We start from the raw sequence: 23,523 nt of genomic DNA, 5'->3' as shown, positions 1-23,523 counted from the left end.
TTGCCCTTCTATTCTTATGTCTGCTTTTAAGTGCGGCAGCGCTGTAACGCGCCCGCTTGCCATTTTATATCCGATCAATTAGTCTAGAAGCAAAGCCGCTTATAAGCTCTGTTTCATAAGGAGGAATAGCATGAAATACAGAAGCGTTTTTGATATTATCGGCCCGGTTATGATCGGTCCGTCCAGTTCGCATACAGCAGGAGCGGCGAGAATCGGGAGAGTGGCCAGAAGTTTATTTGGCAGAGAGCCTGAGCGCATCGTTGTGTCCTTTTACGGCTCTTTTGCTGAAACATATAAGGGTCACGGCACAGATGTGGCGATCATCGGCGGTCTGCTTGATTTTGATACATTTGACGAACGGATTAAAACCGCTATACAAATTGCAGAAGATAAAGGAATTGATATAGAGTTTCGAGTCGAAGACGCTGTTCCGGTTCATCCGAACACAGCTCGAATCAGTATTTCTGATGGTAAGGGAGAACTTGAACTGACAGGAACTTCAATAGGCGGAGGAAAAATTGAAATCACAGAATTAAACGGCTTTGAGCTCCGTCTGTCTGGAAACCACCCTGCCATTCTAGTTGTTCATAATGACAAGTTTGGCACCATTGCAGGTGTTGCCAATGTCCTTGCGAAATTCTCAATCAACGTTGGCCATATGGAAGTTGCCCGCAAGGATATTGGGCAGCTTGCGCTGATGACAATAGAGGTCGATCAGAATATTGACGACCACGTTCTCGACGAGCTGTCGAAGCTGCCGAACATTATTCAAGTGACAAAGATTGCTGACTAGCGAAGGGTCAGGAGGAGCCAGTTATGTTTCGTAATGTAAAGGAATTAATTGAAATTACCAAAGAAAAGCAGATATTGATCTCTGATGTAATGATCGCTCAAGAGATGGAAGTAACAGAAAAAACAAAAGAAGAGATTTTTCAGCAGATGGATCACAATCTGACTGTTATGGAAGCGGCGGTTCAAAAAGGGCTTGAAGGGGTTACGAGTCAAACAGGCCTGACCGGCGGCGATGCAGTTAAAATGCAAGCCTATATTCGATCTGGAAAAAGCTTATCGGGACCGCTGATTTTAGATGCAGTATCGAAAGCTGTCGCAACAAATGAAGTAAATGCAGCCATGGGAACAATCTGTGCAACTCCGACTGCCGGATCTGCGGGTGTAGTGCCTGGTACGTTATTTGCCGTGAAAGAGAAGCTGAACCCGACTAGAGAACAAATGATCCGCTTTTTATTTACGGCCGGAGCTTTCGGATTTGTCGTAGCAAATAATGCAAGTATTTCCGGTGCTGCCGGCGGGTGTCAGGCAGAGGTAGGATCTGCCTCGGGCATGGCAGCTGCGGCAATTGTTGAAATGGCAGGCGGAACACCTGAGCAAAGTGCGGAGGCCATGGCTATTACATTAAAAAATATGCTCGGCCTTGTGTGCGATCCTGTTGCGGGTCTTGTTGAAGTGCCTTGTGTGAAGCGGAATGCAATGGGCGCTTCCAACGCGATGATTGCTGCTGATATGGCATTGGCAGGCATTACAAGCCGAATTCCATGTGACGAGGTCATCGATGCAATGTATAAAATCGGCCAAACGATGCCCACTGCACTTAGAGAAACAGGCCAGGGCGGTTTAGCGGCAACCCCGACGGGAAGAGAATTAGAGAAAAAAATATTCGGAGGAGCGCTGGGTTCAAGTGAAACAACATCAGCAAACTAGTATAGCCAACATTAAGGGCATTGGGCCGGAAACAGAAAAAACATTAAATGAACTCGGTATTTATGACATTTCTGATCTTCTGAATTATTTCCCTTATCGCTATGATGACTACGAGCTGAGGGATTTAGAAGAAGTAAAGCATGATGAAAGAGTCACAGTTGAAGGGAAGGTTCATTCAGAGCCTTCTCTTACCTATTACGGAAAAAAACGAAACAGGCTGACATTTCGCCTTCTTGTCGGCCATTATTTAATCACCGCCGTTTGTTTTAATCGTCCTTATTTAAAGAAAAAGATTTCGCTGGGATCTGTCGTGACGATTTCCGGTAAATGGGACAAGCACCGTCAGACCATTTCTGTTCAGGAATTGAAAAATGGGCCGCATCAAGAGGATAAGAGCATTGAACCAGTCTATTCCGTAAAAGAAAATGTCACCGTCAAAATGATGAGACGTTTTATTCAGCACGGGCTGACCCAATATGCGGACTCAATACCTGATCCTCTTCCAGAAAATCTTAAAATCCGCTATAAGCTGCCGGACTATCATCAGGCGTTAAAAGCGATGCACCAGCCAGAAACAAGAGAGGCATTAAAGCTGGCCAGGCGCCGGTTCGTTTACGAAGAATTTTTATTATTTCAGTTGAAAATGCAAGCGTTCCGAAAGGCGGAAAGAGAGCAGTCACAAGGGATACGGCAGCGTTTTTCAAACGAAGAACTCATGAAATTTGTCAAAAGCCTCCCGTTTCCCCTCACCAACGCCCAGTCCCGGGTGCTTCGCGAAATAACAGCAGACATGTCTTCTCCATACAGAATGAACCGCCTTCTTCAAGGGGACGTCGGATCAGGAAAAACGGCAATCGCTGCCATCGCGCTTTACGCCGCAATCTTATCCGGCTATCAGGGAGCGCTTATGGTTCCGACAGAAATTCTGGCTGAACAGCATGCTGATTCGCTTGTTTCACTGTTTGAAAAGTGGGATATCAATGTCGCCCTTCTGACAAGCTCTGTAAAAGGGAAGCGCCGAAGAGAATTGCTTGAGCGGCTTGCTGAGGGAGAGATTGATATCCTTGTAGGAACCCACGCTTTAATTCAGGATGAGGTCGAGTTTAAAGCGCTAAGTCTTGTCATCACGGATGAGCAGCATCGATTTGGAGTTGAACAGCGGAAGAAGCTTCGGAACAAAGGGCAGGATCCTGATGTGCTCTTTATGACAGCCACTCCGATTCCGAGAACCCTAGCGATCACTGTTTTTGGTGAAATGGATGTCTCCGTCATTGATGAAATGCCGGCGGGGCGCAAAAAAATCGAAACCTATTGGGTGAAGCATGACATGCTGGACCGCATTCTGGCATTCGTCGAAAAAGAATTAAAGCAGGGCAGACAGGCGTATATTATCTGTCCGCTGATCGAAGAATCAGATAAGCTTGATGTGCAAAACGCCATAGACGTATACAATATGCTCTCTGAGGTGTTTCGAGGAACATGGAACGTCGGCCTTATGCACGGAAAACTGCATCCCGATGAAAAAGATCAGGTGATGAGGGAATTCAGCGCGAATACGTGTCAAATTCTCGTATCAACCACTGTTGTTGAAGTCGGGGTGAATGTCCCGAATGCAACGATTATGGTCATTTACGACGCCGATCGCTTTGGCTTATCCCAGCTTCACCAGCTGCGCGGCCGTGTCGGCCGCGGCGAACATCAATCCTACTGCATTCTTATGGCTGATCCGAAATCAGAAACAGGAAAAGAACGTATGAGAATCATGTCGGAAACCAATGACGGCTTTGAACTGTCTGAAAAGGATTTGGAACTGAGAGGCCCGGGGGATTTCTTTGGGAAAAAACAAAGCGGAATGCCTGAGTTTAAGGTGGCGGACATGGTTCATGATTACAGAGCGCTTGAAACGGCAAGGCAGGACGCTGCAAATCTTGTGGCTTCGGAAGTGTTCTGGAAGGACCCTGAATATGGGGCGCTAAGAGAGCATTTGCTGAAAAGCGGAGTCATGGACGGGGAAAAATTGAGCTGAGGTATGAAGTTTTTGGTGTTCAGCCAGAAACAATCATTGCATTCCAATCTATGAAATTATATACTACTATTAGTACCTAGTCTTAATTGCCGGACGGTGTTTAGATATGAGAAGAAATAAGAAAGAACGCCAGGAATTACTTCAGCAGACGATCAAAGCAACCCCATTTATTACAGATGAAGAATTAGCGGGTAAATTCGGAGTAAGCATTCAGACGATTCGTTTGGACCGCTTGGAGCTTTCCATACCGGAGCTGAGAGAAAGAATTAAGAACGTGGCAGAGAAAACGCTTGAAGATGAAGTGAAGTCCCTGTCATTAGACGAAGTCATCGGAGAAATTATTGACCTTGAGCTGGATGATCAGGCGATTTCTATTTTAGAGATAAAGCAGGAGCATGTATTTAGCCGGAATCAAATAGCGAGAGGACACCATTTATTTGCTCAGGCGAATTCCTTGGCCGTTGCCATTATAGATGACGAATTGGCGCTTACTGCAAGCGCAGACATCCGCTTTACCAGGCAGGTAAAGCAGGGTGAACGTGTCGTTGCGAAAGCGAAAGTAACGGCGGTTGATAAAGAAAAAGGAAGAACGGTTGTCGAAGTGAACAGCTATGTTGCAGAGGAAATTGTTTTTTCTGGACATTTTGACATGTACCGTTCAAAACATTCATAAAGGTGGAGCATGCATGAGAATAGCTGTAGATGCAATGGGAGGAGACCACGCTCCCAAAGCTGTTATTGACGGAGTTATGAAGGGGATAGAGTCATTTGATGATCTTCATATTACACTTGTCGGTGACAAAACTACAATAGAATCATATTTAACAACATCATCAGATCGCATCACGGTGCTGCACGCAGATGAAGTGATTGAGCCTACGGACGAACCGGTCCGCGCCGTGCGGAGAAAAAAGAACTCTTCTATGGTCCTGATGGCGCAGGAAGTTGCGGAAGGCAGAGCTGACGCCTGCATTTCAGCAGGAAATACCGGCGCGCTAATGACAGCCGGCCTGTTTATTGTGGGAAGAATTAAAGGAATTGACCGCCCTGCGCTTGCACCGACACTGCCGACTGTTTCAGGCGGCGGATTTCTGCTCCTTGATGTCGGCGCCAATGTAGATGCCAAACCTGAGCATCTCGTTCAATATGCCATTATGGGTTCTGTTTATTCCCAGCAAGTCCGGGGTGTAACTTCACCGAGAGTCGGACTTTTGAATGTCGGAACAGAAGATAAAAAAGGAAACGAACTGACAAAGCAGGCGTTCCAATTATTAAAAAAGGCAAACATCAACTTTATCGGAAACGTGGAAGCGCGTGACCTTTTAGACGATGTAGCAGATGTCGTAGTAACGGACGGATTTACCGGGAATGTTACACTCAAAACGCTTGAAGGCTCTGCGATGTCCATTTTTAAAATGATGAGAGAAGCGCTCACGTCAAACTTTACATCTAAGCTTGCGGCAGCTGTGCTGAAGCCGAAGATGAAAGAAATGAAAATGAAAATGGATTATTCCGAATACGGTGGAGCAAGCCTTTTCGGTTTGAAAGCGCCGGTAATCAAGGCACACGGCTCGTCTGATGCCCGTGCGGTTTACCATGCGATCCGCCAAGCCAGAGAGATGGTCAGCCAAAATGTGGCTGCGCTCATCCAAGAAGAAGTAAAAGAAGAAGAAAAAACAGATGAATAGTCTGGAGGTTTTAACATCATGAGTAAGATTGCATTTTTATTCCCTGGTCAGGGATCACAATTTATCGGCATGGGAAAAGAGCTTTATGAGCAGGTGCCTGCTGCAAAACGTCTGTTTGATGAAGCTGACGAAACATTGGAAACAAAGCTCAGCTCATTGATTTTTGAAGGTGATGCCAAAGAATTAACGCTTACATACAATGCGCAGCCTGCTTTGCTGACGACTAGCATTGCTGTGCTTGAGAAATTTAAAGAATCAGGCATTACACCTGATTTCACAGCTGGACACAGCCTTGGAGAATATTCTGCACTGGTGGCGGCTGGCGCAATGAGCTTTAAAGACGCTGTTTATACTGTCAGAAAACGCGGTGAGTTCATGAACGAAGCGGTGCCGGCCGGAGAAGGAGCGATGGCTGCTATTCTCGGCATGGATGCCGACGCGTTGAAACAAGTAACCGATAAAGTCACTGAGGACGGCCACCTTGTGCAGCTTGCCAACCTCAACTGTCCCGGACAGATTGTTATTTCCGGAACGGCAAAAGGAGTAGAGCTTGCATCTGAACAGGCTAAAGAGAACGGCGCTAAACGAGCGATTCCGCTTGACGTAAGCGGTCCGTTCCATTCTGAACTGATGAAGCCTGCCGCTGAAAAGCTGAAAGAAGTTTTGGACTCCTGTGAACTGAAAAACGCAGATGTGCCGGTGATCTCAAATGTTTCTGCAGATGTGATGACAGATAAGGAAGAGATTAAAGAAAAACTCATTGAGCAGCTGTACTCCCCGGTTCGCTTTGAGGAAACTGTTAACAAGCTGATTGCAGAGGGTGTTACGACGTTTATTGAAATCGGTCCCGGCAAAGTGCTTTCAGGCCTTGTGAAAAAAGTAAACAGACGCTTAAAAACCATTGCCGTATCAGACCCGGAAACGATTGAACTGGCAATTCAAACGCTTAAGGAGGAGAATGAGAATGCTTAATGAAAAAACAGCTGTTGTCACTGGCGCATCCCGTGGAATCGGCCGTTCAATCGCCCTTGACTTGGCCAAAAACGGTGCAAATGTTGTCGTTAACTACTCAGGCAGCGAAGCGAAAGCAAATGAAGTTGTAGATGAAATCAAATCAATGGGCAGAAAAGCAATTGCTGTCAAAGCCGATGTATCAAATCCTGAAGATGTACAAAACATGATAAAAGAAGCGATTTCTGTTTTCTCTACGGTCGACATTCTAGTGAACAACGCCGGAATCACAAAAGACAATCTCATCATGAGAATGAAAGAAGATGAGTGGGATGATGTCATTAACATTAACCTGAAGGGTGTTTTCAACTGTACGAAAGCTGTCACAAGACAAATGATGAAGCAGCGTTCAGGCCGGATTATTAACGTATCATCTATTGTCGGCGTCAGCGGAAATCCTGGACAAGCCAACTACGTGGCTGCAAAAGCAGGTGTGATCGGCTTAACGAAATCTTCAGCTAAAGAGCTTGCAAGCCGAAATATCACCGTTAATGCGATTGCACCTGGATTTATCTCAACTGATATGACAGATAAGCTTGCAAAAGATGTTCAAGATGAAATGCTGAAACAAATTCCGCTCGCTCGCTTTGGCGATCCCAGCGATGTCAGCAGCGTCGTGACGTTTCTAGCTTCAGAGGGAGCGCGTTATATGACAGGCCAGACCCTTCATATTGACGGCGGAATGGTCATGTAAGTTTTTTTCTTGAAAATTTCATCATAGTTACTCTAGTTTTTTAAAAACGAATCCACTATAATACTTGAGGGGAGGTGAATTGCTATGGCAGATACATTAGAGCGTGTAACGAAAATCATCGTAGATCGCCTTGGCGTTGATGAAGCAGACGTCAAACTTGAAGCTTCTTTCAAGGAAGACTTAGGTGCTGATTCCCTAGATGTAGTTGAGCTTGTTATGGAACTTGAAGACGAGTTTGATATGGAAATTTCTGACGAAGATGCTGAAAAGATTGCAACAGTCGGCGACGCTGTGAACTACATACAAAACCAGCAATAAGCTGATGCTAAAAGTCCCGCCGAAACGCGGGGCTTTAGCCCTTTATTCGTGCAGTTATTACAGCATGCCGCTTTTACGCGCGCTGTATCCGGTTTAGTCAGAGAAGCGCGGTGAACCTGATGTGCCTATGGAGGTTACTATGTCAAAACACTCACATTACAAAGATAAGAAAAAGTTCTATAAAAAAATAGAACAATTTAAAGAGTTTCAAGAACGGATCTCGGTTCACTTTCAAAATGAAAAGCTTTTGTATCAAGCATTTACACATTCATCTTATGTGAATGAGCATCGGAAAAAGCCGTATGAAGATAATGAAAGGCTTGAATTTTTAGGTGACGCTGTTTTGGAACTGACGATCTCCAGATTCTTATTTGCCAAGTATCCGGCTATGAGTGAAGGAGATTTGACGAAATTGAGAGCCGCGATTGTATGCGAACCGTCTCTCGTTTCATTGGCTCACGAACTGTCATTCGGCGATCTTGTCCTATTGGGGAAAGGCGAGGAAATGACAGGCGGCAGAAAACGTCCTGCGCTTTTGGCGGATGTCTTCGAAGCATTTATCGGAGCCTTGTATCTTGACCAGGGATTAGAGCCGGTCGAAAGTTTCTTAAAAGTCTATGTGTTCCCTAAAATAAACGATGGTGCTTTTTCTCATGTGATGGATTTTAAAAGCCAGCTGCAGGAATACGTGCAGCGTGACGGCAAAGGCTCGCTGGAGTATAAAATATCCAACGAAAAAGGACCTGCCCATAACCGTGAATTCGAAGCCATCGTATCTCTAAAAGGTGAACCACTCGGAGTCGGAAACGGCCGTTCAAAGAAAGAAGCCGAACAGCACGCTGCTCAGGAAGCTCTAGCTAAATTGCAAAAACACCATACGAAACAATAAAATCCCCCTAGGCTATAAGGGGGATTTCAGTATGTTTGCCGTCTTATTTCATCCATGTTTATGATAAAATTGAAATACTTATTACATAAGGAGGATCGCTATGTTCCTCAAACGTTTAGACGTTATAGGATTTAAATCATTTGCAGAACGGATTTCCGTTGATTTTGTAAAAGGCGTCACTGCGGTTGTCGGCCCGAACGGAAGCGGAAAAAGCAATATCACAGACGCTATTCGCTGGGTTCTTGGAGAACAATCAGCACGTTCCCTTCGCGGCGGAAAAATGGAAGATATTATTTTTGCCGGCAGTGATTCGAGAAAACGGTTAAATCTTGCCGAAGTTACGCTTACGCTTGATAATGACGATCATTTTTTGCCGATTGACTTCCACGAGGTCAGTGTCACAAGGCGTGTGTACAGATCTGGCGAGAGTGAATTCTTAATTAACAATCAGCCGTGCCGCTTAAAAGATATTATTGATTTATTTATGGACTCAGGACTTGGAAAAGAAGCATTTTCGATTATCAGCCAAGGGAAAGTGGAAGAAATTCTGAGCAGCAAAGCGGAGGACCGCCGCAGTATCTTTGAAGAAGCAGCCGGGGTGCTCAAATACAAAACGAGAAAGAAAAAAGCAGAAAACAAGCTGTTTGAAACCCAGGATAATTTAAATCGGGTAGAAGATATTTTACATGAGCTGGAAGGTCAGGTTGAACCTCTTAAAATACAGGCCTCAATCGCGAAAGACTACCTGGAGAAAAAGAAAGAGCTTGAGCACGTTGAAATTGCGCTGACCGCTTATGATATTGAAGAACTGCACGCCAAATGGTCAAGCCTTCAGGAGAAAGTGCAAGCCGCAAAGGAAGAAGAGCTTGCTGAATCGTCTGCTATTTCAGCAAAAGAAGCGAAAATCGAAGATGCGCGCGACAAAATTCAAGCGCTCGATGAATCAGTGAACGAGCTCCAGCAAGTCTTGCTTGTGACAAGTGAGGAGCTTGAAAAGCTGGAGGGGCGCAAAGAAGTACTGAAAGAACGCAAAAAAAACGCTGTGCAAAACCGCGAACAGCTTGAAGAAGCCATCGTACAGTTTCAGCAAAAAGAAGCTGTGCTGAAAGAAGATCTTGCGAAGCAGGAAGCTGTCTTTGAAGCGCTTCAGACAGAAGTCAAAGATTTAAAAGCACAGGTGAAGGAAAAGCAGCAGGCTCTCAGTCTTCACAATGAAAATGTCGAAGAGAAAATTGAGCAGCTGAAAAGCGATTACTTTGAGCTGTTAAACAGCCAGGCATCGATTCGTAATGAGCTCCAGCTGCTCGATGACCAGATGTCCCAATCAGCAGTTATCCAACAGAGGCTGGCTGATAATAATGAAAAGCATCTGCAGGAACGGCGCGATATTACCGCCCAAAAAGCTGCATGTGAAACCGAGTTTGCCCGCATAGAGCAGGAGATTCACAGCCAAGTCGGCACGTATCGAGAAATGCAGGTTAAATACGAACAGAAAAAGCGTCAGTATGAGAAAAATGAATCTGCTCTTTACCAAGCATACCAATACGTCCAGCAGGCGAGGTCGAAAAAAGACATGCTTGAGACAATGCAGGGAGATTTCTCCGGCTTTTATCAGGGTGTTAAAGAGGTGCTGAAAGCGAAAGAGCGGCTTGGCGGAATTCGCGGGGCTGTCCTTGAGCTGATGTCAACAGAACAAAAGTATGAAACGGCTATTGAAATAGCACTCGGAGCTTCAGCACAGCATGTTGTGACCGATGATGAACAGTCCGCCCGTAAAGCAATTCAATATTTGAAACAGAATTCGTTCGGCCGGGCGACATTTCTGCCGCTTTCTGTCATCAAAGACCGTCAGCTTCAAAGCAGGGACGTGGCAACTGCGAAGCAGCATCCGTCATTTCTCGGGGTTGCCAGTGATCTTGTCACATTTGATCCCGCGTATCGCCGTATCATTCAAAACCTGCTCGGCACCGTTTTGATTACAGAGCATTTAAAAGGCGCAAACGAGCTTGCGAAGCTGCTTGGGCACCGGTACCGCATCGTAACTCTCGAGGGCGATGTCGTGAATCCTGGAGGTTCAATGACGGGGGGCGCCGTTAAAAAGAAAAACAACTCCCTGTTAGGAAGAAGCCGGGAACTTGAGGATGTCACCCAGCGGCTGGCTGAGATGGAAGAAAAAACAGCGCAGCTTGAACAAGAGGTCAAAACCCTTAAGCAATCCATTCAGGAGATGGAGAAAAAACTGGCTGATTTAAGAGAGGCCGGGGAAGGCTTAAGAGTGAAGCAGCAGGATGTGAAAGGCCAGCTGTATGAGCTTCAAGTTGCTGAGAAGAATATCAATACTCACTTAGAGCTCTATGATCAAGAAAAATCAGCTCTGTCAGATAGCGATCGAGAGAAGAAAGCGCGCAAACGCGAGCTGGAAGAAAAGCTTTCTTCCGTATCTGAAAGAATGAAACAGCTTGAAGAGGATATTGAAAGACTGACAAAACAAAAACAGACACAGTCCTCTACAAAAGAGTCTCTCTCCAATGAGCTGACTGAGCTGAAGATCGCAGCAGCGAAAAAAGAGCAAGCATGTCAGAGCGAAGAGGACAACCTCGCTAGATTAAAGAAAGAGCTCCAAGAAACAGGGCTTGCTTTAAAAGAGGCGAAAGAGGACCTAAGCTTCTTAACGTCAGAAATGTCATCAAGCACAAGCGGCGAAGAAAAACTGGAAGAGGCCGCAAAACATAAATTAAATGACAAAACAAAAACAATTGAATTGATTGCGTTAAGGCGCGACCAGAGGATCAAACTTCAGCAGGGGCTTGATACGTATGAGCGCGAGCTGAAAGAAATGAAGCGCCTGTATAAACAAAAAACAACGCTCTTAAAAGACGAAGAAGTAAAACTAGGCCGAATGGAAGTCGAGCTTGATAATTTGCTGCAATACTTGCGGGAAGAATACAGCTTGTCCTTTGAGGGAGCCAAAGAGAAATACCAGCTTGAAACAGATCCTGAGGAAGCACGAAAGCGCGTGAAGCTGATTAAACTCGCAATAGAAGAGCTTGGAACGGTAAACCTCGGAAGCATAGATGAGTTTGAGAGGGTTAACGAACGCTATCAATTCTTGTCAGAGCAAAAAGAAGATTTAACAGAAGCAAAAAATACCCTGTTTCAAGTGATTGAGGAAATGGACGAAGAGATGACGAAACGCTTTAACGACACATTCGTCCAAATCCGCTCACACTTTGATCAAGTCTTCCACTCCTTATTCGGAGGAGGGCGAGCGGAATTAAGGCTTACCGATCCGAATGATCTGCTGCATTCCGGAGTAGAAATTATCGCGCAGCCGCCGGGAAAAAAACTGCAAAACTTAAACCTTTTGTCTGGCGGAGAGCGTGCGCTTACTGCTATTGCGCTCTTATTCTCAATTTTAAAGGTGCGCCCTGTGCCTTTTTGTGTTCTTGACGAGGTAGAAGCAGCACTTGACGAAGCAAATGTGTTCCGGTTTGCGCAGTATTTGAAAAAATACAGCGCCGATACCCAGTTTATTGTGATTACCCACAGAAAAGGCACTATGGAGGAAGCCGATGTGCTTTACGGCGTGACAATGCCGGAGTCAGGTGTTTCTAAGGTCATCTCAGTGAAGCTGGAAGAGACAAAAGAATTCGTTCAGTAACGAGGAAAGAGGTTATAAGATGAGTTTTTTTAAAAAATTAAAAGAGAAAATCACAAAGCAGACAGATTCCGTATCTGAAAAATTTAAGGACGGCCTTGAAAAAACGAGAAACTCCTTTCAAAATAAAGTGAATGATCTCGTGTCCCGTTACCGTAAAATTGATGAGGACTTCTTCGAAGAGCTTGAAGAGGTTCTGATCAGTGCTGATGTCGGTTTTACAACGGTTATGGAGCTGATAGACGAGCTCAAAAAAGAAGTGAAGCGCAGAAATATTCAAGATCCGCAGGAAGTGCAGTCTGTTATTTCTGAAAAGCTGGTGGAGATTTATAACAGCGGAGACGAACAAATATCTGAGCTGAACATTCAGGAAGGGCGTTTAAATGTCATTCTTCTAGTCGGCGTAAATGGAGTCGGCAAAACGACAACGATCGGAAAGCTTGCTCATAAACTAAAGCAAGAAGGAAAGTCTGTTGTACTTGCTGCCGGAGACACTTTCAGAGCAGGAGCGATTGAACAGCTTGAAGTATGGGGAGAACGTACTGGTGTGCCTGTCATTAAACAGGCGGCCGGCAGCGATCCTGCGGCTGTCATCTATGATGCTGTTCACGCTGCCAAAGCGAGAGAAGCTGATGTGTTAATTTGTGATACGGCAGGGCGTCTTCAAAACAAGGTAAACCTGATGAAGGAGCTCGAAAAGGTGAAGCGTGTTATCGAAAGAGAAGTGCCGGAAGCGCCTCATGAGGTGCTGCTCGCCCTTGATGCCACGACTGGCCAAAACGCAATGGCGCAGGCGAAGGAGTTCTCGAAAGCAACAAACGTAACAGGAATTGCTTTAACAAAACTTGACGGCACTGCAAAAGGCGGTATTGTCCTTGCGATTCGCAACGAGCTTCATATCCCGGTTAAATTAGTCGGATTAGGAGAAAAAGTTGATGATCTTCAGGAGTTTGACGCTGAATCTTACGTATACGGCCTCTTTTCAGATTTAGTGGAAAAAGCGGAGGATTAATATTTTTGGGTTCACCGATTATAGACAGACAGCCCCCAAAACCCTAGGGGGCTGTTTTTGTTATCGTCTCACTTGATAGGCGAAATGATAAAGGCTGTTATCAGTGGATAGCAATCTCGCATCACCGGAATAAACCCTGAATGGGATGATGTCGTAGTAATGAACGGAAACAGATGTGTAATACGTGTAGTAGCCAGCGGCAGGTCCTAAATACATTGGAACGTCAAACTTTCCGTTTTCATCGGTTGTTCCTGCAGCTGTCTTTGTTGTATTCCCGACTTTCGTATCTGCTTCGAAGCTGACTGGTGTGTTTGGCACTGGCACTCCATTTTCGTCGAGCAATGTACCGTTTATCGTAATATTGTACTTAACTCGCCAAAATTGACCTTGTCCGTAATTGATTTTGCCGTACACGCCTCCGTCCGTGCTAATATTTGAGATGGAGGCCTTATAAGGGACTCCGGCCGCAGCTGCTTGCTGGGCGGGAAAAATAAATGGTAACACGGCAGCCAAGCATAACATAAACAATAAACCGATTTTTTTCATGTGAAATCCTCCTTTTAAATATGGTTCATATAAAATATCGGAATAAATTGGATGTTGTTTAGTTAATATTGGAAAAAGTTATCATTCCTTTGACAAGATAAAAACTTGACACTCACATTAAAACCATGTAAACTAAGTTATCGTAAAGGGATTTGACTTAACAAAGGGGAGAGCTCATATGTCGCTCGAAAAGACAACGAGAATGAATTATCTGTTTGATTTTTATCAGTCGTTGTTGACGTCTAAACAGAAGAGCTATATGTCTCTTTATTATTTGGACGATTTCTCCCTTGGCGAAATAGCCGAAGAATATGAGGTTTCAAGACAAGCTGTTTATGATAACATCAAACGAACAGAAGCGATGCTTGAACAATATGAAGAAAAGCTGCTCCTTTTGAAAAAGTTTCAGGAGCGTAAAGAGATGTTTAATAAGCTGAAGGAGCTTGCTTCCGGTTCTAAAGAAGAGGAAGAAATTACAGCTCTGATTGAAGCGCTTGAGAAATTAGATTAGGAGGCGGCAAACTATGGCATTTGAAGGATTAGCCGACCGACTGCAGCAGACGATTTCTAAAATCCGCGGAAAAGGGAAAGTCAGCGAACAAGATGTAAAAGAAATGATGCGTGAGGTTCGTCTTGCGCTGCTTGAGGCTGACGTTAACTTTAAAGTAGTAAAGGATTTTGTGAAAAAAGTAAGTGAACGGGCTGTAGGCCAAGACGTCATGAAAAGCCTGACGCCCGGCCAGCAGGTCATTAAAGTCGTTAAAGAGGAACTGACAGAGCTGATGGGCGGCGAAGAAAGCAAAATTGCCGTCGCGAAGCGGCCGCCAACTGTTATTATGATGGTTGGTCTCCAGGGTGCCGGTAAAACGACAACGAGCGGTAAACTTGCAAATCTGCTGCGCAAAAAGCACAATCGCAAACCGATGCTGGTTGCTGCCGATATTTACCGTCCTGCTGCAATTAAGCAGCTGGAAACGCTCGGCAAGCAGCTCGACATGCCTGTTTTTTCCCTTGGTGATCAGGTCAGCCCTGTAGAAATAGCCAAGCAGGCTATTGAAAAAGCCAAGGAAGAACACTATGATTATGTCATTTTGGACACAGCAGGCCGTTTGCATATCGACCATGAGCTTATGGATGAACTGACCCAAGTGAAAGAAATCGCGAATCCGGAAGAAATCTTTCTGGTTGTCGATTCAATGACCGGGCAGGATGCCGTGAATGTAGCCAAAAGCTTTAACGAACAGCTCGGTTTAACCGGTGTTGTGTTAACGAAGCTTGATGGAGACACGCGCGGGGGTGCCGCACTTTCCATTCGTGCGGTGACAAACACGCCGATTAAATTCGCCGGTTTAGGCGAAAAGCTTGATGCATTAGAGGCTTTCCATCCTGAACGCATGGCATCAAGGATTCTCGGCATGGGTGACGTGTTAACATTGATTGAAAAAGCTCAGGCAACCGTCGATGAAGACAAGGCCAAAGAGCTGGAACAAAAAATGAGAACAATGAGCTTCACATTGGACGATTTTCTCGAGCAGCTCGGGCAGGTCAGAAACATGGGGCCCCTGGATGAGCTTCTGCAAATGATGCCGGGTGCAGGTAAGATGAAAGGCTTGAAAAATATTCAAGTTGATGAAAAGCAGCTGAATCATGTGGAAGCGATCATTAAATCGATGACTGTTCTTGAAAAAGAACAGCCGGATATCATTAATGCCAGCCGGCGCAAGCGGATTGCAAAAGGAAGCGGGACGTCCGTACAGGAAGTCAACCGTCTGCTTAAGCAGTTTGACGAAATGAAAAAAATGATGAAGCAAATGACAAACATGTCAAAAGGAAAGAAAAAAGGATTTAAGTTACCTTTTATGTAATCGGTTATACATGATAAAACCGTTGTTAAGAAAAAACACTTTACAAACACTTTTATCATTGTTAATATACTATCTTGTTGAAATATTTTCGGAGGTGCTAGTAAAATGGCAGTAAAAATTCGTTTAAAACGTATGGGAGCAAAAAAATCTCCTTTCTATCGTATTGTTGTAGCAGATTCTCGTTCACCGCGTGACGGCCGTTTCATCGAAACAGTCGGCACTTACAACCCGGTTGCAAAACCAGCGGAAGTAAAAATCGATGAAGAGCTTGCTCTTAAATGGCTTCAAACTGGAGCGAAACCATCTGATACAGTTCGCAACTTGTTCTCTAGCCAAGGAATCATGGAAAAATTCCACAACGCTAAACAAGGCAAGTAATGACTGATCAACACTTGGAAGATTTGATTGTCACGATTGTGACACCGCTTGTTGATCATCCAGATGACATTCGGGTCATAAGAGAAGAAACCGATCAAAAGATTGCGCTGCGCTTATCTGTTCATAAGTCAGATACCGGTAAAGTTATCGGTAAGCAAGGCCGGACTGCAAAAGCGATTCGAACAGCTGTATTTGCAGCTGGCGCACAGTCTTCTAAGAAAGTTCAATTTGAAATATTTGACTAAAAGGGAGAGGGCCGGCACCTCCCCTTTTTTTACACGCAAAAAACGGGTAAACTGATAGAAGATAAGACAAGATAGAAACGTCTGGTCTTGAAAAAGTTTTAAAAGCAGGGAGCTTGGTGCGATGCAAATTATTCACCGTGTAGCCGTTATGCAAGTCTTAACCGAGCACAGCAAAGAAAAGCTGTTATCTACTTTCACAGATAAGAAACAAATGCTTGAACGAGAATGCAGCCAGCTCTATTTTCAGCTTAGAAAACATGAAAAAGAACAGCAGAACCCAGATGTAATTGAGCAATTTAAAAAGGCAATAGAAAAACGAAAAGATAATATGAAAATGATCGATTTTCAAATTACCCAAGTACATACATTACCGCTTGGCAGTGAAATGAAAGAAAAGGAAATCGATGCGCTGCTGACCATTAAAGTCGGGGATGACTGGCATGAGAAAACAGCAGCAAACACCATCGTCATAAAAGACGGAACAGTAATTGAAATTCGCCAGAGGTGATCATATGACAAAGCGATGGTTTAATGTCGGTAAAATTGTAAATACCCACGGAATTAAAGGCGAGGTGCGGGTCATTTCAAAAACGGATTTTGCCGAAGAACGGTACAAGCCGGGCAACACGCTGTATTTGTTTATGGACGGACGCCAAGAACCGATAGAGGTAACGGTAAACACGTACAGGCTGCATAAGCAATTTCATCTGCTGCAGTTTAAAGAAAGACAAAGCCTGAATGAAGTAGAGGAACTGAAAAACGCCATCATCAAAGTTCCGGAAGAGGATTTGGGTGAGTTGAATGAGGGAGAATTTTATTTCCACGAAATTATCGGCTGTGAAGTTTTTACTGAAGAAGGCGAACTGATCGGAAAGGTGAAAGAAATTTTAACACCGGGAGCCAATGATGTATGGGTAATCGAGCGTAAAGGTAAAAAAGACGCGCTGATCCCTTACATTGAATCAGTCGTCAAACAGATTGATGTCAGCGAAAAGAAAATTGAGATTCAACTCATGGAAGGATTAATAGACGAATGAAAATCGATTTTTTGACACTGTTTCCTGACATGTTTGAAGGGGTGCTCGGTTCATCCATTCTTCAAAAAGCCCAAGAGAAAGAAGCAGTGCAGTTCCAGATCGTCAATTTCCGGGAGTATTCTGATAACAAGCATAATACAGTAGATGATTACCCTTACGGAGGCGGAGCAGGTATGGTGCTGAAGCCTCAGCCTGTTTTTGACGCGGTTGAGGACCTGACCTCAAAAGCAGACAGTCCGCCGCGCGTTATCCTCGTCTGCCCGCAAGGTGAGCGTTTCACTCAAAAAAAAGCCGAGGAATTGGCAAAGGAAGAGCATTTGCTGTTTATCTGCGGCCATTATGAAGGCTATGATGAGCGAATCCGTGAGCATTTGGTGACCGATGAAATATCAATTGGCGACTTCGTTCTGACAGGCGGTGAGCTGCCTGCGATGATGATTGCTGACAGTGTTGTCAGGCTGCTTCCGGGAGTGCTTGGCAAAGAGGCTTCCCACATAGAGGATTCGTTCAGTACGGGGCTCTTGGAGCATCCGCATTATACAAGACCGGCAGATTATAAAGGTTTAAAAGTGCCTGAAACACTTCTATCAGGAAACCATGCTAAAATCAAAGAATGGCGGAATAAAGAATCGATCAGAAGAACCTATTTAAGACGCCCGGATCTCCTGAAAGACTATCCGCTTACAGAGCAAGAAAGAAAATGGATTTCTGAATGGGAAAAAGAATAGATTTTATTGCATAGGCTATGAAATTGTGATAAGATACTACTTGTGGCTTGAGCGGGCTTATCCGTTGAAAGCTTGAAAACGATGTTCCGCTGTGCCGGGTTTTGTGGCCAAGAGCATCTGTTGGAAGGAGTTGAAAACGATGCAAAAACTAATTGAAGATATCACAAAAGAACAGCTTCGTACTGATCTTCCTACGTTCCGTCCTGGTGACACTTTACGTGTACACGTAAAAGTTGTTGAGGGTAACCGTGAGCGTATCCAGATTTTTGAAGGTGTTGTGATTAAGCGTCGTGGTGGTGGAATCAGCGAAACGTTCACAGTTCGTAAGATTTCTTACGGTGTTGGCGTTGAACGTACTTTCCCTGTACACACACCAAAAATCGCGAAAATCGAAGTTGTACGTTACGGTAAAGTACGCCGTGCTAAGCTTTACTACCTACGTGAACTTCGCGGAAAAGCGGCTCGTATTAAAGAAATCAGACGATAATGATAACGAACGAAAAGAGCTTGTTACCAGTAACAAGCTCTTTTTTTATATAGAATTTGAAAATGCCGGTCAGGCATCGTAAAATACATAAAGAACAACTAAGAATCTTGCACACTCAGAAGATAAAGGCGGTGTTCGTGTCACATGACAATCCAGTGGTTCCCTGGCCATATGGCAAAGGCAAGACGGGAAGTAACCGAAAAATTAAAATTAATCGATATCGTATATGAATTGGTAGATGCCAGAATTCCGATGTCCTCAAGAAACCCAATGATTGAAGACATCTTAAAAAATAAGCCGAGGATTATGCTGTTAAATAAAGCTGACAAAGCAGATGCGGCAGTTACACAGCAGTGGAAAGAGCACTTTGAGAATCAAGGAATCCGCTCTCTGTCCATTAATTCTGTAAACGGCCAAGGATTAAATCAAATCGTTCCCGCTTCAAAAGATATCCTGCAGGAGAAATTTGACCGGATGAGGGCAAAAGGTGTGAAGCCAAGAGCGATCCGGGCGCTGATCATCGGCATTCCAAACGTTGGAAAATCAACGCTTATCAACCGGCTGGCAAAGAAAAATATTGCGAAAACCGGAGACAGACCGGGTATCACAACATCTCAGCAATGGGTCAAAGTCGGAAAAGAATTAGAGCTTTTAGACACTCCGGGGATTCTATGGCCTAAATTTGAGGACGAGCTTGTCGGGTTGAGGCTGGCAGTCACGGGGGCTATTAAAGACTCGATTATCAATCTTCAGGATGTTGCCGTGTTTGGCCTCCGTTTTCTCGAAGAACATTATCCTGAACGGCTTAAAGAGCGCTACGGGCTCGATGAGATACCCGAAGACATCGCGGAGCTGTTTGATGCGATAGGTGAAAAACGCGGCTGCCTCATGAGCGGGGGGCTTATTAACTACGATAAAACGACTGAAGTGATTATTCGTGATATCCGCACAGAAAAGTTCGGGAGGCTGTCATTCGAACAGCCGACGATGTAAAGACCCGCAGAAATGCGGGTCTTTATTTTTTCCTGACCCGACCGATACATACAGTAAGGGAGAAGAGAAAGTGAATACATTAACCGTAAAAGACATTAGAGACCGTCTGCAAGGGGTAAAAGATGACCAGGACCCATTTCTTGTCCAGTGTGAAAATGATCCGAGAAAAAGCGTACAAGCGCTTGTAGAGCAATGGCTGAAAAAGCACGCGAAGGAAAAAGCGCTAAAAGAACAGTGGATAAATATGACCTCCTATGAAAGGCTTGCGAGAAACAAGGGGTTTCGTTTTATTGCAGGAGTAGACGAAGTAGGCCGGGGCCCATTGGCAGGACCGGTTGTCGCCAGCGCAGTCATTCTTCCTGAGGAATGCGAAATACTTGGACTCACAGACTCAAAAAAGCTTACAGAAAAGAAGCGTGAGGAATATTACGATCTCATTATGAAAGAAGCTGTGGCAGTCGGTATAGGAATTGTAGAAGCAGCTGTTATTGATGAGATCAATATTTATGAAGCCTCAAAATTGGCAATGGTCGAAGCAATCCGCGATTTGTCCGATACACCCGATTATTTGCTCGTTGACGCGATGACACTGCCGCTCGATACGTCTCAGTCTTCAATTATAAAAGGCGATGCCAAAAGCGTATCTATCGCTGCAGGTGCGTGTATTGCGAAAGTGACGAGGGACCGGATGATGAGCGCATATGCAGAAAAGTATCCGCAGTACGGCTTTGAAAAAAATAAAGGCTATGGAACAAAAGAGCATCTTGAAGCGCTCGCAGCCTACGGACCGACCGATTTGCACCGGAAAACTTTCGCTCCTGTTCAATCTTACAGATAATCTAATGAACAAGGAGGCACCTTTTTGAAATGAACATACGAAATGATGTACAGCAGGCGCTCAAAAACCTTTTTGGTAACACTGCAGCTCCGCAGGAAACATCACATACAACCGACGAATCAAATGCCGTAAAGCGTCTCCTTTTAGGAAAAGTACTTCGTTTATTAGGGGACCAGCATGCACTGATCCAAGTAGGGAATCAAACGATTCAAGGCAAACTTGAAACTCAGCTTCGTCCTCAGGCGTATTACTGGTTTTCCTACGAAAAAAAACCAGCGGAACAGACAGGCCGTCTCCAGGTCGTTCAAAGCTTTGACCAAAATCCCAAAACAATTCAGGATGCAGCGGGCAAGCTTCTGAACGCTATTTCAGTGAAGCCGTCAAACGCCTCCCTTATGATGGCAGGCGCAATGCTGAAAAGCAAAACACCCATCACAGAAAATGATATCAAGACAGCTGTCCGCTGGATGGACACGCTGCCTGCGTCAGACACAAAAAAAGCCATTGAAACAGTTTTATTTGCCTTAAAGCGGGATCTCCCCGTTCATCCCGATGTTTTGAGCGGAGTTCATGCTGTCAAATCGCCTGTACCGCTCCATCAGCACTTATCTCAGCTGATTCAGGCTATTCATGAAAATCCTCAGCCGAGCCAGGCGCTGACAAAGCTAAGAGAAGCCGTTACAGCACTATTTAATAGCGAAACAGATGTCCATGCAGAACGTCTTATCGAGAAGCTTTTCTCGTTAACGGATCATACCAGATCTGCCTCTTCAGTCAGTACTGCCGGAAACCGGGAGCTTAGCGCAGCAGACGGCTCCGCAGGAAAGGCACACCGGGCACCTGTAAACCCGCAGGAGCAGCAGCGAAACATACGAGACGGTGCTGCTAAAACTGTCTCAGACATTCCAATGAAAGAAGCCGGAAGGCTGCTGGCCAAACTGACGGAAGCTGCGGATAAAAACGGCAATTCAATCGTAAAAGAAGCAGCGAATTGGACAAAGGCTGTTGTTTCCTCTAGTCAAAATAAGCCCGAGGCAGCAGCATCTGTTTTGCAGGCCGCACGAGTCACGGATCAAGAAGCCGATGTATTTTTAAAGGCTGTTCAGCAGACAGCTCCGAATTTAACGGATAAGGCAGATGTTCTTTCCTTTTTATCCAAAGTAAAAATGGCAATAGGCGCGCGAGATGAGCTTGCATTTATTAAAGCATTTGAACAAGGCACCGCAGTGCTGCCTGATGATATTCAATCAGTCAAGATGGCTCTGCATGCCGTCAGAGCGTCACATGAGTTACCGGAACCTGTCAAACAGGAAGCGGATCAGCTCTTCCATAAATTAAACGGTCAGCTTCTCATGCAGCAGGATCATCCTTCATACAGCCAAATTGTGATGTCATTTCCGATGTTTTCAAAATCGGGGGTTCAGGACATGACTGTTCTGTTTAAAGGAAAAAAAGAAGCGGATGGAAAGCTCGATCCTTCCCATTGCCGGCTCCTGTTTTTACTGCAATTGGATACGTTAAAAGAAACAGTTGTTGACTGCCTGATACAGCAGCAAGTCATGACGATTACAATTGAGACGGATTTTGAACTTCAGCCGGCCATCGATCCAATGGTGCCCACCCTTAAGCAATCGCTCAAAGAAATGGGCTACAGTCTTTCAGGAGTTAACGCTAAAAAGCGCCTTCGATCTGATGAAATGGCTACAATTGATCAATACATAACAAGCATCAGTGATCAGGAAGTGGATGTGAAAATATGAACGAGCAAACGCCTTTAAGGAAAGCCGTAGCTCTCCATTATGATGAAAAAAAAGACAAGGCGCCAAGAGTAATTGCAACCGGAAAGGGCTATGTTGCTGACAACATTATCAAAGAAGCTAAAAAGGCGGGGGTCCCGATCCAAGAAGATCGGACCCTTGTCGAATTAATGCGCCATTTGACTGTGGATGACCAGATCCCGGAAGCTCTTTATGAAACGGTAGCCGAGATTTTTTCTTTCATTTACAGATTGGACGAAAGTGTAAAAAATAAAAAATAGCCGAAATATTCCCCATTCTCCGCTTGAAATTTATGTTTTTAATAAAATAAAAGTTTGAATGTTTAGAAGGATTTTAAGATTTTGCATCGAACTCTAGACAATTCTTCCAGTATTATATAGAATGAAAGCGCAGTCTATTTTTAGTTTTGTTACATAAGTTAGGAGGATGGGAAATGAATATCCATGAGTACCAGGGAAAAGAAGTCCTCAGAAAATATGGGGTATCTGTTCCTGAAGGTAAAGTGGCTTTTACAGCAGAAGAAGCAGTTGAAAAAGCAAAGAGCTTATCCAGCTCGGTTTATGTCGTAAAGGCTCAAATTCATGCTGGCGGTCGAGGCAAAGCTGGTGGGGTAAAAATAGCAAAATCATTAGAAGAAGTAAGAGCGTATGCCGAAGAACTTTTAGGTAAGACCCTCGTTACGCATCAGACGGGTCCGGACGGACAAGTAATAAAACGCTTACTTATTGAAGAAGGCTGCGATATTAAAAAGGAATACTATGTGGGATTAGTGCTTGACCGTGCCACTTCAAGAATTGTTCTGATGGCCTCTGAAGAAGGCGGAACAGAAATTGAAGAAGTAGCAGAGAAAACACCGGAAAAAATCAAAAAGGCTGTCATTGATCCGGCTGTTGGCCTCCAAGGCTATCAAGCCAGAGAAATTGCATTCGCTATTAATATTCCAAAAGAGCTTGTTGGGAAAGCTGCTAAATTTATGCTTGGACTATACAAAGCGTTTGTGGAGAAAGACTGCTCAATTGCCGAAATCAACCCTCTCGTTGTAACAGGAGACGGGAATGTGATGGCACTTGATGCGAAATTAAATTTTGACAGCAATGCATTATACAGACAAAAAGATATTATGGAATATAGAGATTTGGATGAAGAAGATCCAAAAGAAATTGAAGCGTCTAAATACGATCTGAGCTACATTTCCCTTGATGGAAATATCGGATGCATGGTAAACGGCGCAGGGCTTGCGATGTCCACGATGGATATCATTAAACATTATGGAGGAGAGCCGGCCAACTTCCTTGATGTGGGGGGCGGCGCAACCGCAGAAAAAGTCACGGAAGCATTTAAAATCATTCTTTCTGACCAAAATGTTAAAGGGATTTTCGTCAACATTTTCGGCGGCATTATGAAATGTGATGTTATCGCAGAAGGGGTTGTTGAAGCGACAAGACAAGTCGGTTTAACATTGCCGCTTGTAGTCCGTCTTGAAGGAACAAACGTGGATCTAGGGAAGAAAATCCTTAGTGAATCAGGATTAAATATTACATCTGCGGAATCCATGGCTGACGGCGCGCAGAAAATCGTATCTTTAGTATAGGAAAGAATGAAAGGCAGGGGAC

The 23,523-nt window shown here is 44.6% G+C and carries 25 protein-coding genes; 24 read left to right on the top strand and 1 reads right to left on the bottom strand.

All coding sequences use genetic code 11. The features are described from left to right. Positions 1-130: 130 nt before the first annotated feature. From sdaAB to ftsY, 11 genes are all read left to right on the top strand, one after another. The gene (sdaAB, locus tag LJF29_RS18580) at positions 131-793 is read left to right on the top strand and encodes an L-serine ammonia-lyase, iron-sulfur-dependent subunit beta (RefSeq protein WP_229150064.1); all 663 of its coding nucleotides are present in this window, start codon (positions 131-133) and stop codon (positions 791-793) included. A 23-nt stretch (positions 794-816) separates the two neighbouring features. Beyond that, on the top strand, positions 817-1,719 hold the full coding sequence (sdaAA, locus tag LJF29_RS18575; protein ID WP_029441254.1) for an L-serine ammonia-lyase, iron-sulfur-dependent, subunit alpha: 903 nt from the start codon (positions 817-819) through the stop codon (positions 1,717-1,719). After that, positions 1,697-3,745 (top strand): ATP-dependent DNA helicase RecG, encoded by a 2,049-nt coding sequence (recG, locus tag LJF29_RS18570; RefSeq protein ID WP_010334214.1) that lies wholly within the window; start codon positions 1,697-1,699, stop codon positions 3,743-3,745. The genes sdaAA and recG overlap by 23 nt, the downstream gene beginning before the upstream one ends. A gap of 106 nt (positions 3,746-3,851) precedes the next feature. Further along, positions 3,852-4,418, top strand: a complete 567-nt coding sequence (gene fapR, locus LJF29_RS18565) for a transcription factor FapR (RefSeq protein ID WP_029441255.1) — start codon at positions 3,852-3,854, stop codon at positions 4,416-4,418. A gap of 13 nt (positions 4,419-4,431) precedes the next feature. Next, positions 4,432-5,433 (top strand): phosphate acyltransferase PlsX, encoded by a 1,002-nt coding sequence (gene plsX / locus LJF29_RS18560; protein WP_168747801.1) that lies wholly within the window; start codon positions 4,432-4,434, stop codon positions 5,431-5,433. An 18-nt stretch (positions 5,434-5,451) separates the two neighbouring features. Continuing rightward, positions 5,452-6,405 (top strand): ACP S-malonyltransferase, encoded by a 954-nt coding sequence (gene fabD, locus LJF29_RS18555; RefSeq protein WP_168747803.1) that lies wholly within the window; start codon positions 5,452-5,454, stop codon positions 6,403-6,405. Then, a complete protein-coding gene (gene fabG / locus LJF29_RS18550; RefSeq protein WP_010334219.1) occupies positions 6,398-7,138 on the top strand; it encodes a 3-oxoacyl-[acyl-carrier-protein] reductase in 741 nt (246 codons plus the stop codon). The genes fabD and fabG overlap by 8 nt, the downstream gene beginning before the upstream one ends. An 84-nt stretch (positions 7,139-7,222) precedes the next feature. Beyond that, entirely contained in the window at positions 7,223-7,456 is a 234-nt protein-coding gene (gene acpP / locus LJF29_RS18545; RefSeq protein ID WP_003154310.1) for an acyl carrier protein, read from the top strand. 139 nt (positions 7,457-7,595) lie between these two features. After that, positions 7,596-8,345, top strand: a complete 750-nt coding sequence (gene rncS, locus LJF29_RS18540) for a ribonuclease III (protein WP_010334220.1) — start codon at positions 7,596-7,598, stop codon at positions 8,343-8,345. A 100-nt stretch (positions 8,346-8,445) separates the two neighbouring features. After that, positions 8,446-12,006: a chromosome segregation protein SMC gene (gene smc, locus LJF29_RS18535; protein ID WP_229150063.1), complete on the top strand. Its 3,561-nt coding sequence runs from the start codon at positions 8,446-8,448 to the stop codon at positions 12,004-12,006. Positions 12,007-12,025: 19 nt separating this feature from the next. Then, complete coding sequence (ftsY, locus tag LJF29_RS18530; protein ID WP_044155917.1) at positions 12,026-13,015, top strand: signal recognition particle-docking protein FtsY; 990 nt, start codon at positions 12,026-12,028, stop codon at positions 13,013-13,015. 60 nt (positions 13,016-13,075) lie between these two features. Here the strand turns inward: ftsY and LJF29_RS18525 are convergent, their stop codons facing one another. After that, on the bottom strand, positions 13,076-13,561 hold the full coding sequence (locus tag LJF29_RS18525) for an Ig-like domain-containing protein (protein WP_229150062.1): 486 nt from the start codon (positions 13,559-13,561) through the stop codon (positions 13,076-13,078). A 178-nt stretch (positions 13,562-13,739) separates the two neighbouring features. Between LJF29_RS18525 and LJF29_RS18520 the strand changes: the two genes are divergently transcribed. The 13 genes from LJF29_RS18520 to sucC all read left to right on the top strand — a co-directional run bounded on the left by LJF29_RS18520 (position 13,740) and on the right by sucC (position 23,501). Beyond that, on the top strand, positions 13,740-14,072 hold the full coding sequence (locus LJF29_RS18520; protein WP_003238590.1) for a putative DNA-binding protein: 333 nt from the start codon (positions 13,740-13,742) through the stop codon (positions 14,070-14,072). A 13-nt stretch (positions 14,073-14,085) separates the two neighbouring features. Next, positions 14,086-15,426, top strand: coding sequence for a signal recognition particle protein (gene ffh, locus LJF29_RS18515; RefSeq protein WP_024121380.1), 1,341 nt, complete (start codon positions 14,086-14,088; stop codon positions 15,424-15,426). 105 nt (positions 15,427-15,531) lie between these two features. After that, entirely contained in the window at positions 15,532-15,804 is a 273-nt protein-coding gene (rpsP, locus tag LJF29_RS18510) for a 30S ribosomal protein S16 (protein ID WP_003220815.1), read from the top strand. Further along, a complete protein-coding gene (locus LJF29_RS18505; protein WP_024121381.1) occupies positions 15,804-16,049 on the top strand; it encodes a KH domain-containing protein in 246 nt (81 codons plus the stop codon). The genes rpsP and LJF29_RS18505 overlap by 1 nt, the downstream gene beginning before the upstream one ends. A gap of 121 nt (positions 16,050-16,170) precedes the next feature. Further along, positions 16,171-16,557 (top strand): YlqD family protein, encoded by a 387-nt coding sequence (locus LJF29_RS18500; protein WP_229150061.1) that lies wholly within the window; start codon positions 16,171-16,173, stop codon positions 16,555-16,557. 4 nt (positions 16,558-16,561) lie between these two features. After that, positions 16,562-17,086, top strand: a complete 525-nt coding sequence (gene rimM, locus LJF29_RS18495) for a ribosome maturation factor RimM (protein ID WP_010334227.1) — start codon at positions 16,562-16,564, stop codon at positions 17,084-17,086. Continuing rightward, on the top strand, positions 17,083-17,814 hold the full coding sequence (gene trmD, locus LJF29_RS18490) for a tRNA (guanosine(37)-N1)-methyltransferase TrmD (protein ID WP_010334228.1): 732 nt from the start codon (positions 17,083-17,085) through the stop codon (positions 17,812-17,814). Before rimM ends, trmD begins: the two co-directional genes overlap by 4 nt. A gap of 139 nt (positions 17,815-17,953) precedes the next feature. Continuing rightward, positions 17,954-18,301: a 50S ribosomal protein L19 gene (rplS, locus tag LJF29_RS18485; protein WP_010334229.1), complete on the top strand. Its 348-nt coding sequence runs from the start codon at positions 17,954-17,956 to the stop codon at positions 18,299-18,301. A 144-nt stretch (positions 18,302-18,445) separates the two neighbouring features. Then, positions 18,446-19,294, top strand: a complete 849-nt coding sequence (gene ylqF, locus LJF29_RS18480; protein WP_010334231.1) for a ribosome biogenesis GTPase YlqF — start codon at positions 18,446-18,448, stop codon at positions 19,292-19,294. A gap of 70 nt (positions 19,295-19,364) precedes the next feature. Then, the gene (locus LJF29_RS18475; RefSeq protein WP_168747810.1) at positions 19,365-20,132 is read left to right on the top strand and encodes a ribonuclease HII; all 768 of its coding nucleotides are present in this window, start codon (positions 19,365-19,367) and stop codon (positions 20,130-20,132) included. 29 nt (positions 20,133-20,161) lie between these two features. Next, complete coding sequence (locus LJF29_RS18470) at positions 20,162-21,892, top strand: hypothetical protein (RefSeq protein WP_229150060.1); 1,731 nt, start codon at positions 20,162-20,164, stop codon at positions 21,890-21,892. Next, entirely contained in the window at positions 21,889-22,170 is a 282-nt protein-coding gene (locus LJF29_RS18465; protein ID WP_010334234.1) for a FlhB-like flagellar biosynthesis protein, read from the top strand. The genes LJF29_RS18470 and LJF29_RS18465 overlap by 4 nt, the downstream gene beginning before the upstream one ends. Before the next feature lie 173 nt (positions 22,171-22,343). Continuing rightward, complete coding sequence (gene sucC / locus LJF29_RS18460) at positions 22,344-23,501, top strand: ADP-forming succinate--CoA ligase subunit beta (protein ID WP_010334235.1); 1,158 nt, start codon at positions 22,344-22,346, stop codon at positions 23,499-23,501. Positions 23,502-23,523 lie beyond the last annotated feature (22 nt).

The sequence above is a fragment of the Bacillus sp. LBG-1-113 genome (genome assembly GCF_020708615.1).
GTDB lineage: Bacteria > Bacillota > Bacilli > Bacillales > Bacillaceae > Bacillus > Bacillus mojavensis.
This window is presented reverse-complemented; position numbering and strand designations above follow the sequence as displayed.

Excerpts from the sequence above, each read along its gene's own strand:
- plsX (WP_168747801.1), top strand. The coding sequence starts at position 4,432 with ATGAGAATAGCTGTAGATGCAATGGGAGGAGACCACGCTCCCAAAGCT.
- fapR (WP_029441255.1), top strand. The coding sequence starts at position 3,852 with ATGAGAAGAAATAAGAAAGAACGCCAGGAATTACTTCAGCAGACGATC.
- acpP (WP_003154310.1), top strand. The coding sequence starts at position 7,223 with ATGGCAGATACATTAGAGCGTGTAACGAAAATCATCGTAGATCGCCTT.
- LJF29_RS18470 (WP_229150060.1), top strand. The coding sequence starts at position 20,162 with ATGAACATACGAAATGATGTACAGCAGGCGCTCAAAAACCTTTTTGGT.
- trmD (WP_010334228.1), top strand. The coding sequence starts at position 17,083 with ATGAAAATCGATTTTTTGACACTGTTTCCTGACATGTTTGAAGGGGTG.
- rimM (WP_010334227.1), top strand. The coding sequence starts at position 16,562 with ATGACAAAGCGATGGTTTAATGTCGGTAAAATTGTAAATACCCACGGA.
- LJF29_RS18525 (WP_229150062.1), bottom strand. The coding sequence starts at position 13,561 with ATGAAAAAAATCGGTTTATTGTTTATGTTATGCTTGGCTGCCGTGTTA.
- sucC (WP_010334235.1), top strand. The coding sequence starts at position 22,344 with ATGAATATCCATGAGTACCAGGGAAAAGAAGTCCTCAGAAAATATGGG.
- LJF29_RS18500 (WP_229150061.1), top strand. The coding sequence starts at position 16,171 with ATGCAAATTATTCACCGTGTAGCCGTTATGCAAGTCTTAACCGAGCAC.
- smc (WP_229150063.1), top strand. The coding sequence starts at position 8,446 with ATGTTCCTCAAACGTTTAGACGTTATAGGATTTAAATCATTTGCAGAA.
- ylqF (WP_010334231.1), top strand. The coding sequence starts at position 18,446 with ATGACAATCCAGTGGTTCCCTGGCCATATGGCAAAGGCAAGACGGGAA.
- rplS (WP_010334229.1), top strand. The coding sequence starts at position 17,954 with ATGCAAAAACTAATTGAAGATATCACAAAAGAACAGCTTCGTACTGAT.
- sdaAB (WP_229150064.1), top strand. The coding sequence starts at position 131 with ATGAAATACAGAAGCGTTTTTGATATTATCGGCCCGGTTATGATCGGT.
- sdaAA (WP_029441254.1), top strand. The coding sequence starts at position 817 with ATGTTTCGTAATGTAAAGGAATTAATTGAAATTACCAAAGAAAAGCAG.
- rpsP (WP_003220815.1), top strand. The coding sequence starts at position 15,532 with ATGGCAGTAAAAATTCGTTTAAAACGTATGGGAGCAAAAAAATCTCCT.
- fabD (WP_168747803.1), top strand. The coding sequence starts at position 5,452 with ATGAGTAAGATTGCATTTTTATTCCCTGGTCAGGGATCACAATTTATC.
- ftsY (WP_044155917.1), top strand. The coding sequence starts at position 12,026 with ATGAGTTTTTTTAAAAAATTAAAAGAGAAAATCACAAAGCAGACAGAT.
- LJF29_RS18465 (WP_010334234.1), top strand. The coding sequence starts at position 21,889 with ATGAACGAGCAAACGCCTTTAAGGAAAGCCGTAGCTCTCCATTATGAT.
- ffh (WP_024121380.1), top strand. The coding sequence starts at position 14,086 with ATGGCATTTGAAGGATTAGCCGACCGACTGCAGCAGACGATTTCTAAA.
- rncS (WP_010334220.1), top strand. The coding sequence starts at position 7,596 with ATGTCAAAACACTCACATTACAAAGATAAGAAAAAGTTCTATAAAAAA.
- LJF29_RS18520 (WP_003238590.1), top strand. The coding sequence starts at position 13,740 with ATGTCGCTCGAAAAGACAACGAGAATGAATTATCTGTTTGATTTTTAT.
- fabG (WP_010334219.1), top strand. The coding sequence starts at position 6,398 with ATGCTTAATGAAAAAACAGCTGTTGTCACTGGCGCATCCCGTGGAATC.
- LJF29_RS18505 (WP_024121381.1), top strand. The coding sequence starts at position 15,804 with ATGACTGATCAACACTTGGAAGATTTGATTGTCACGATTGTGACACCG.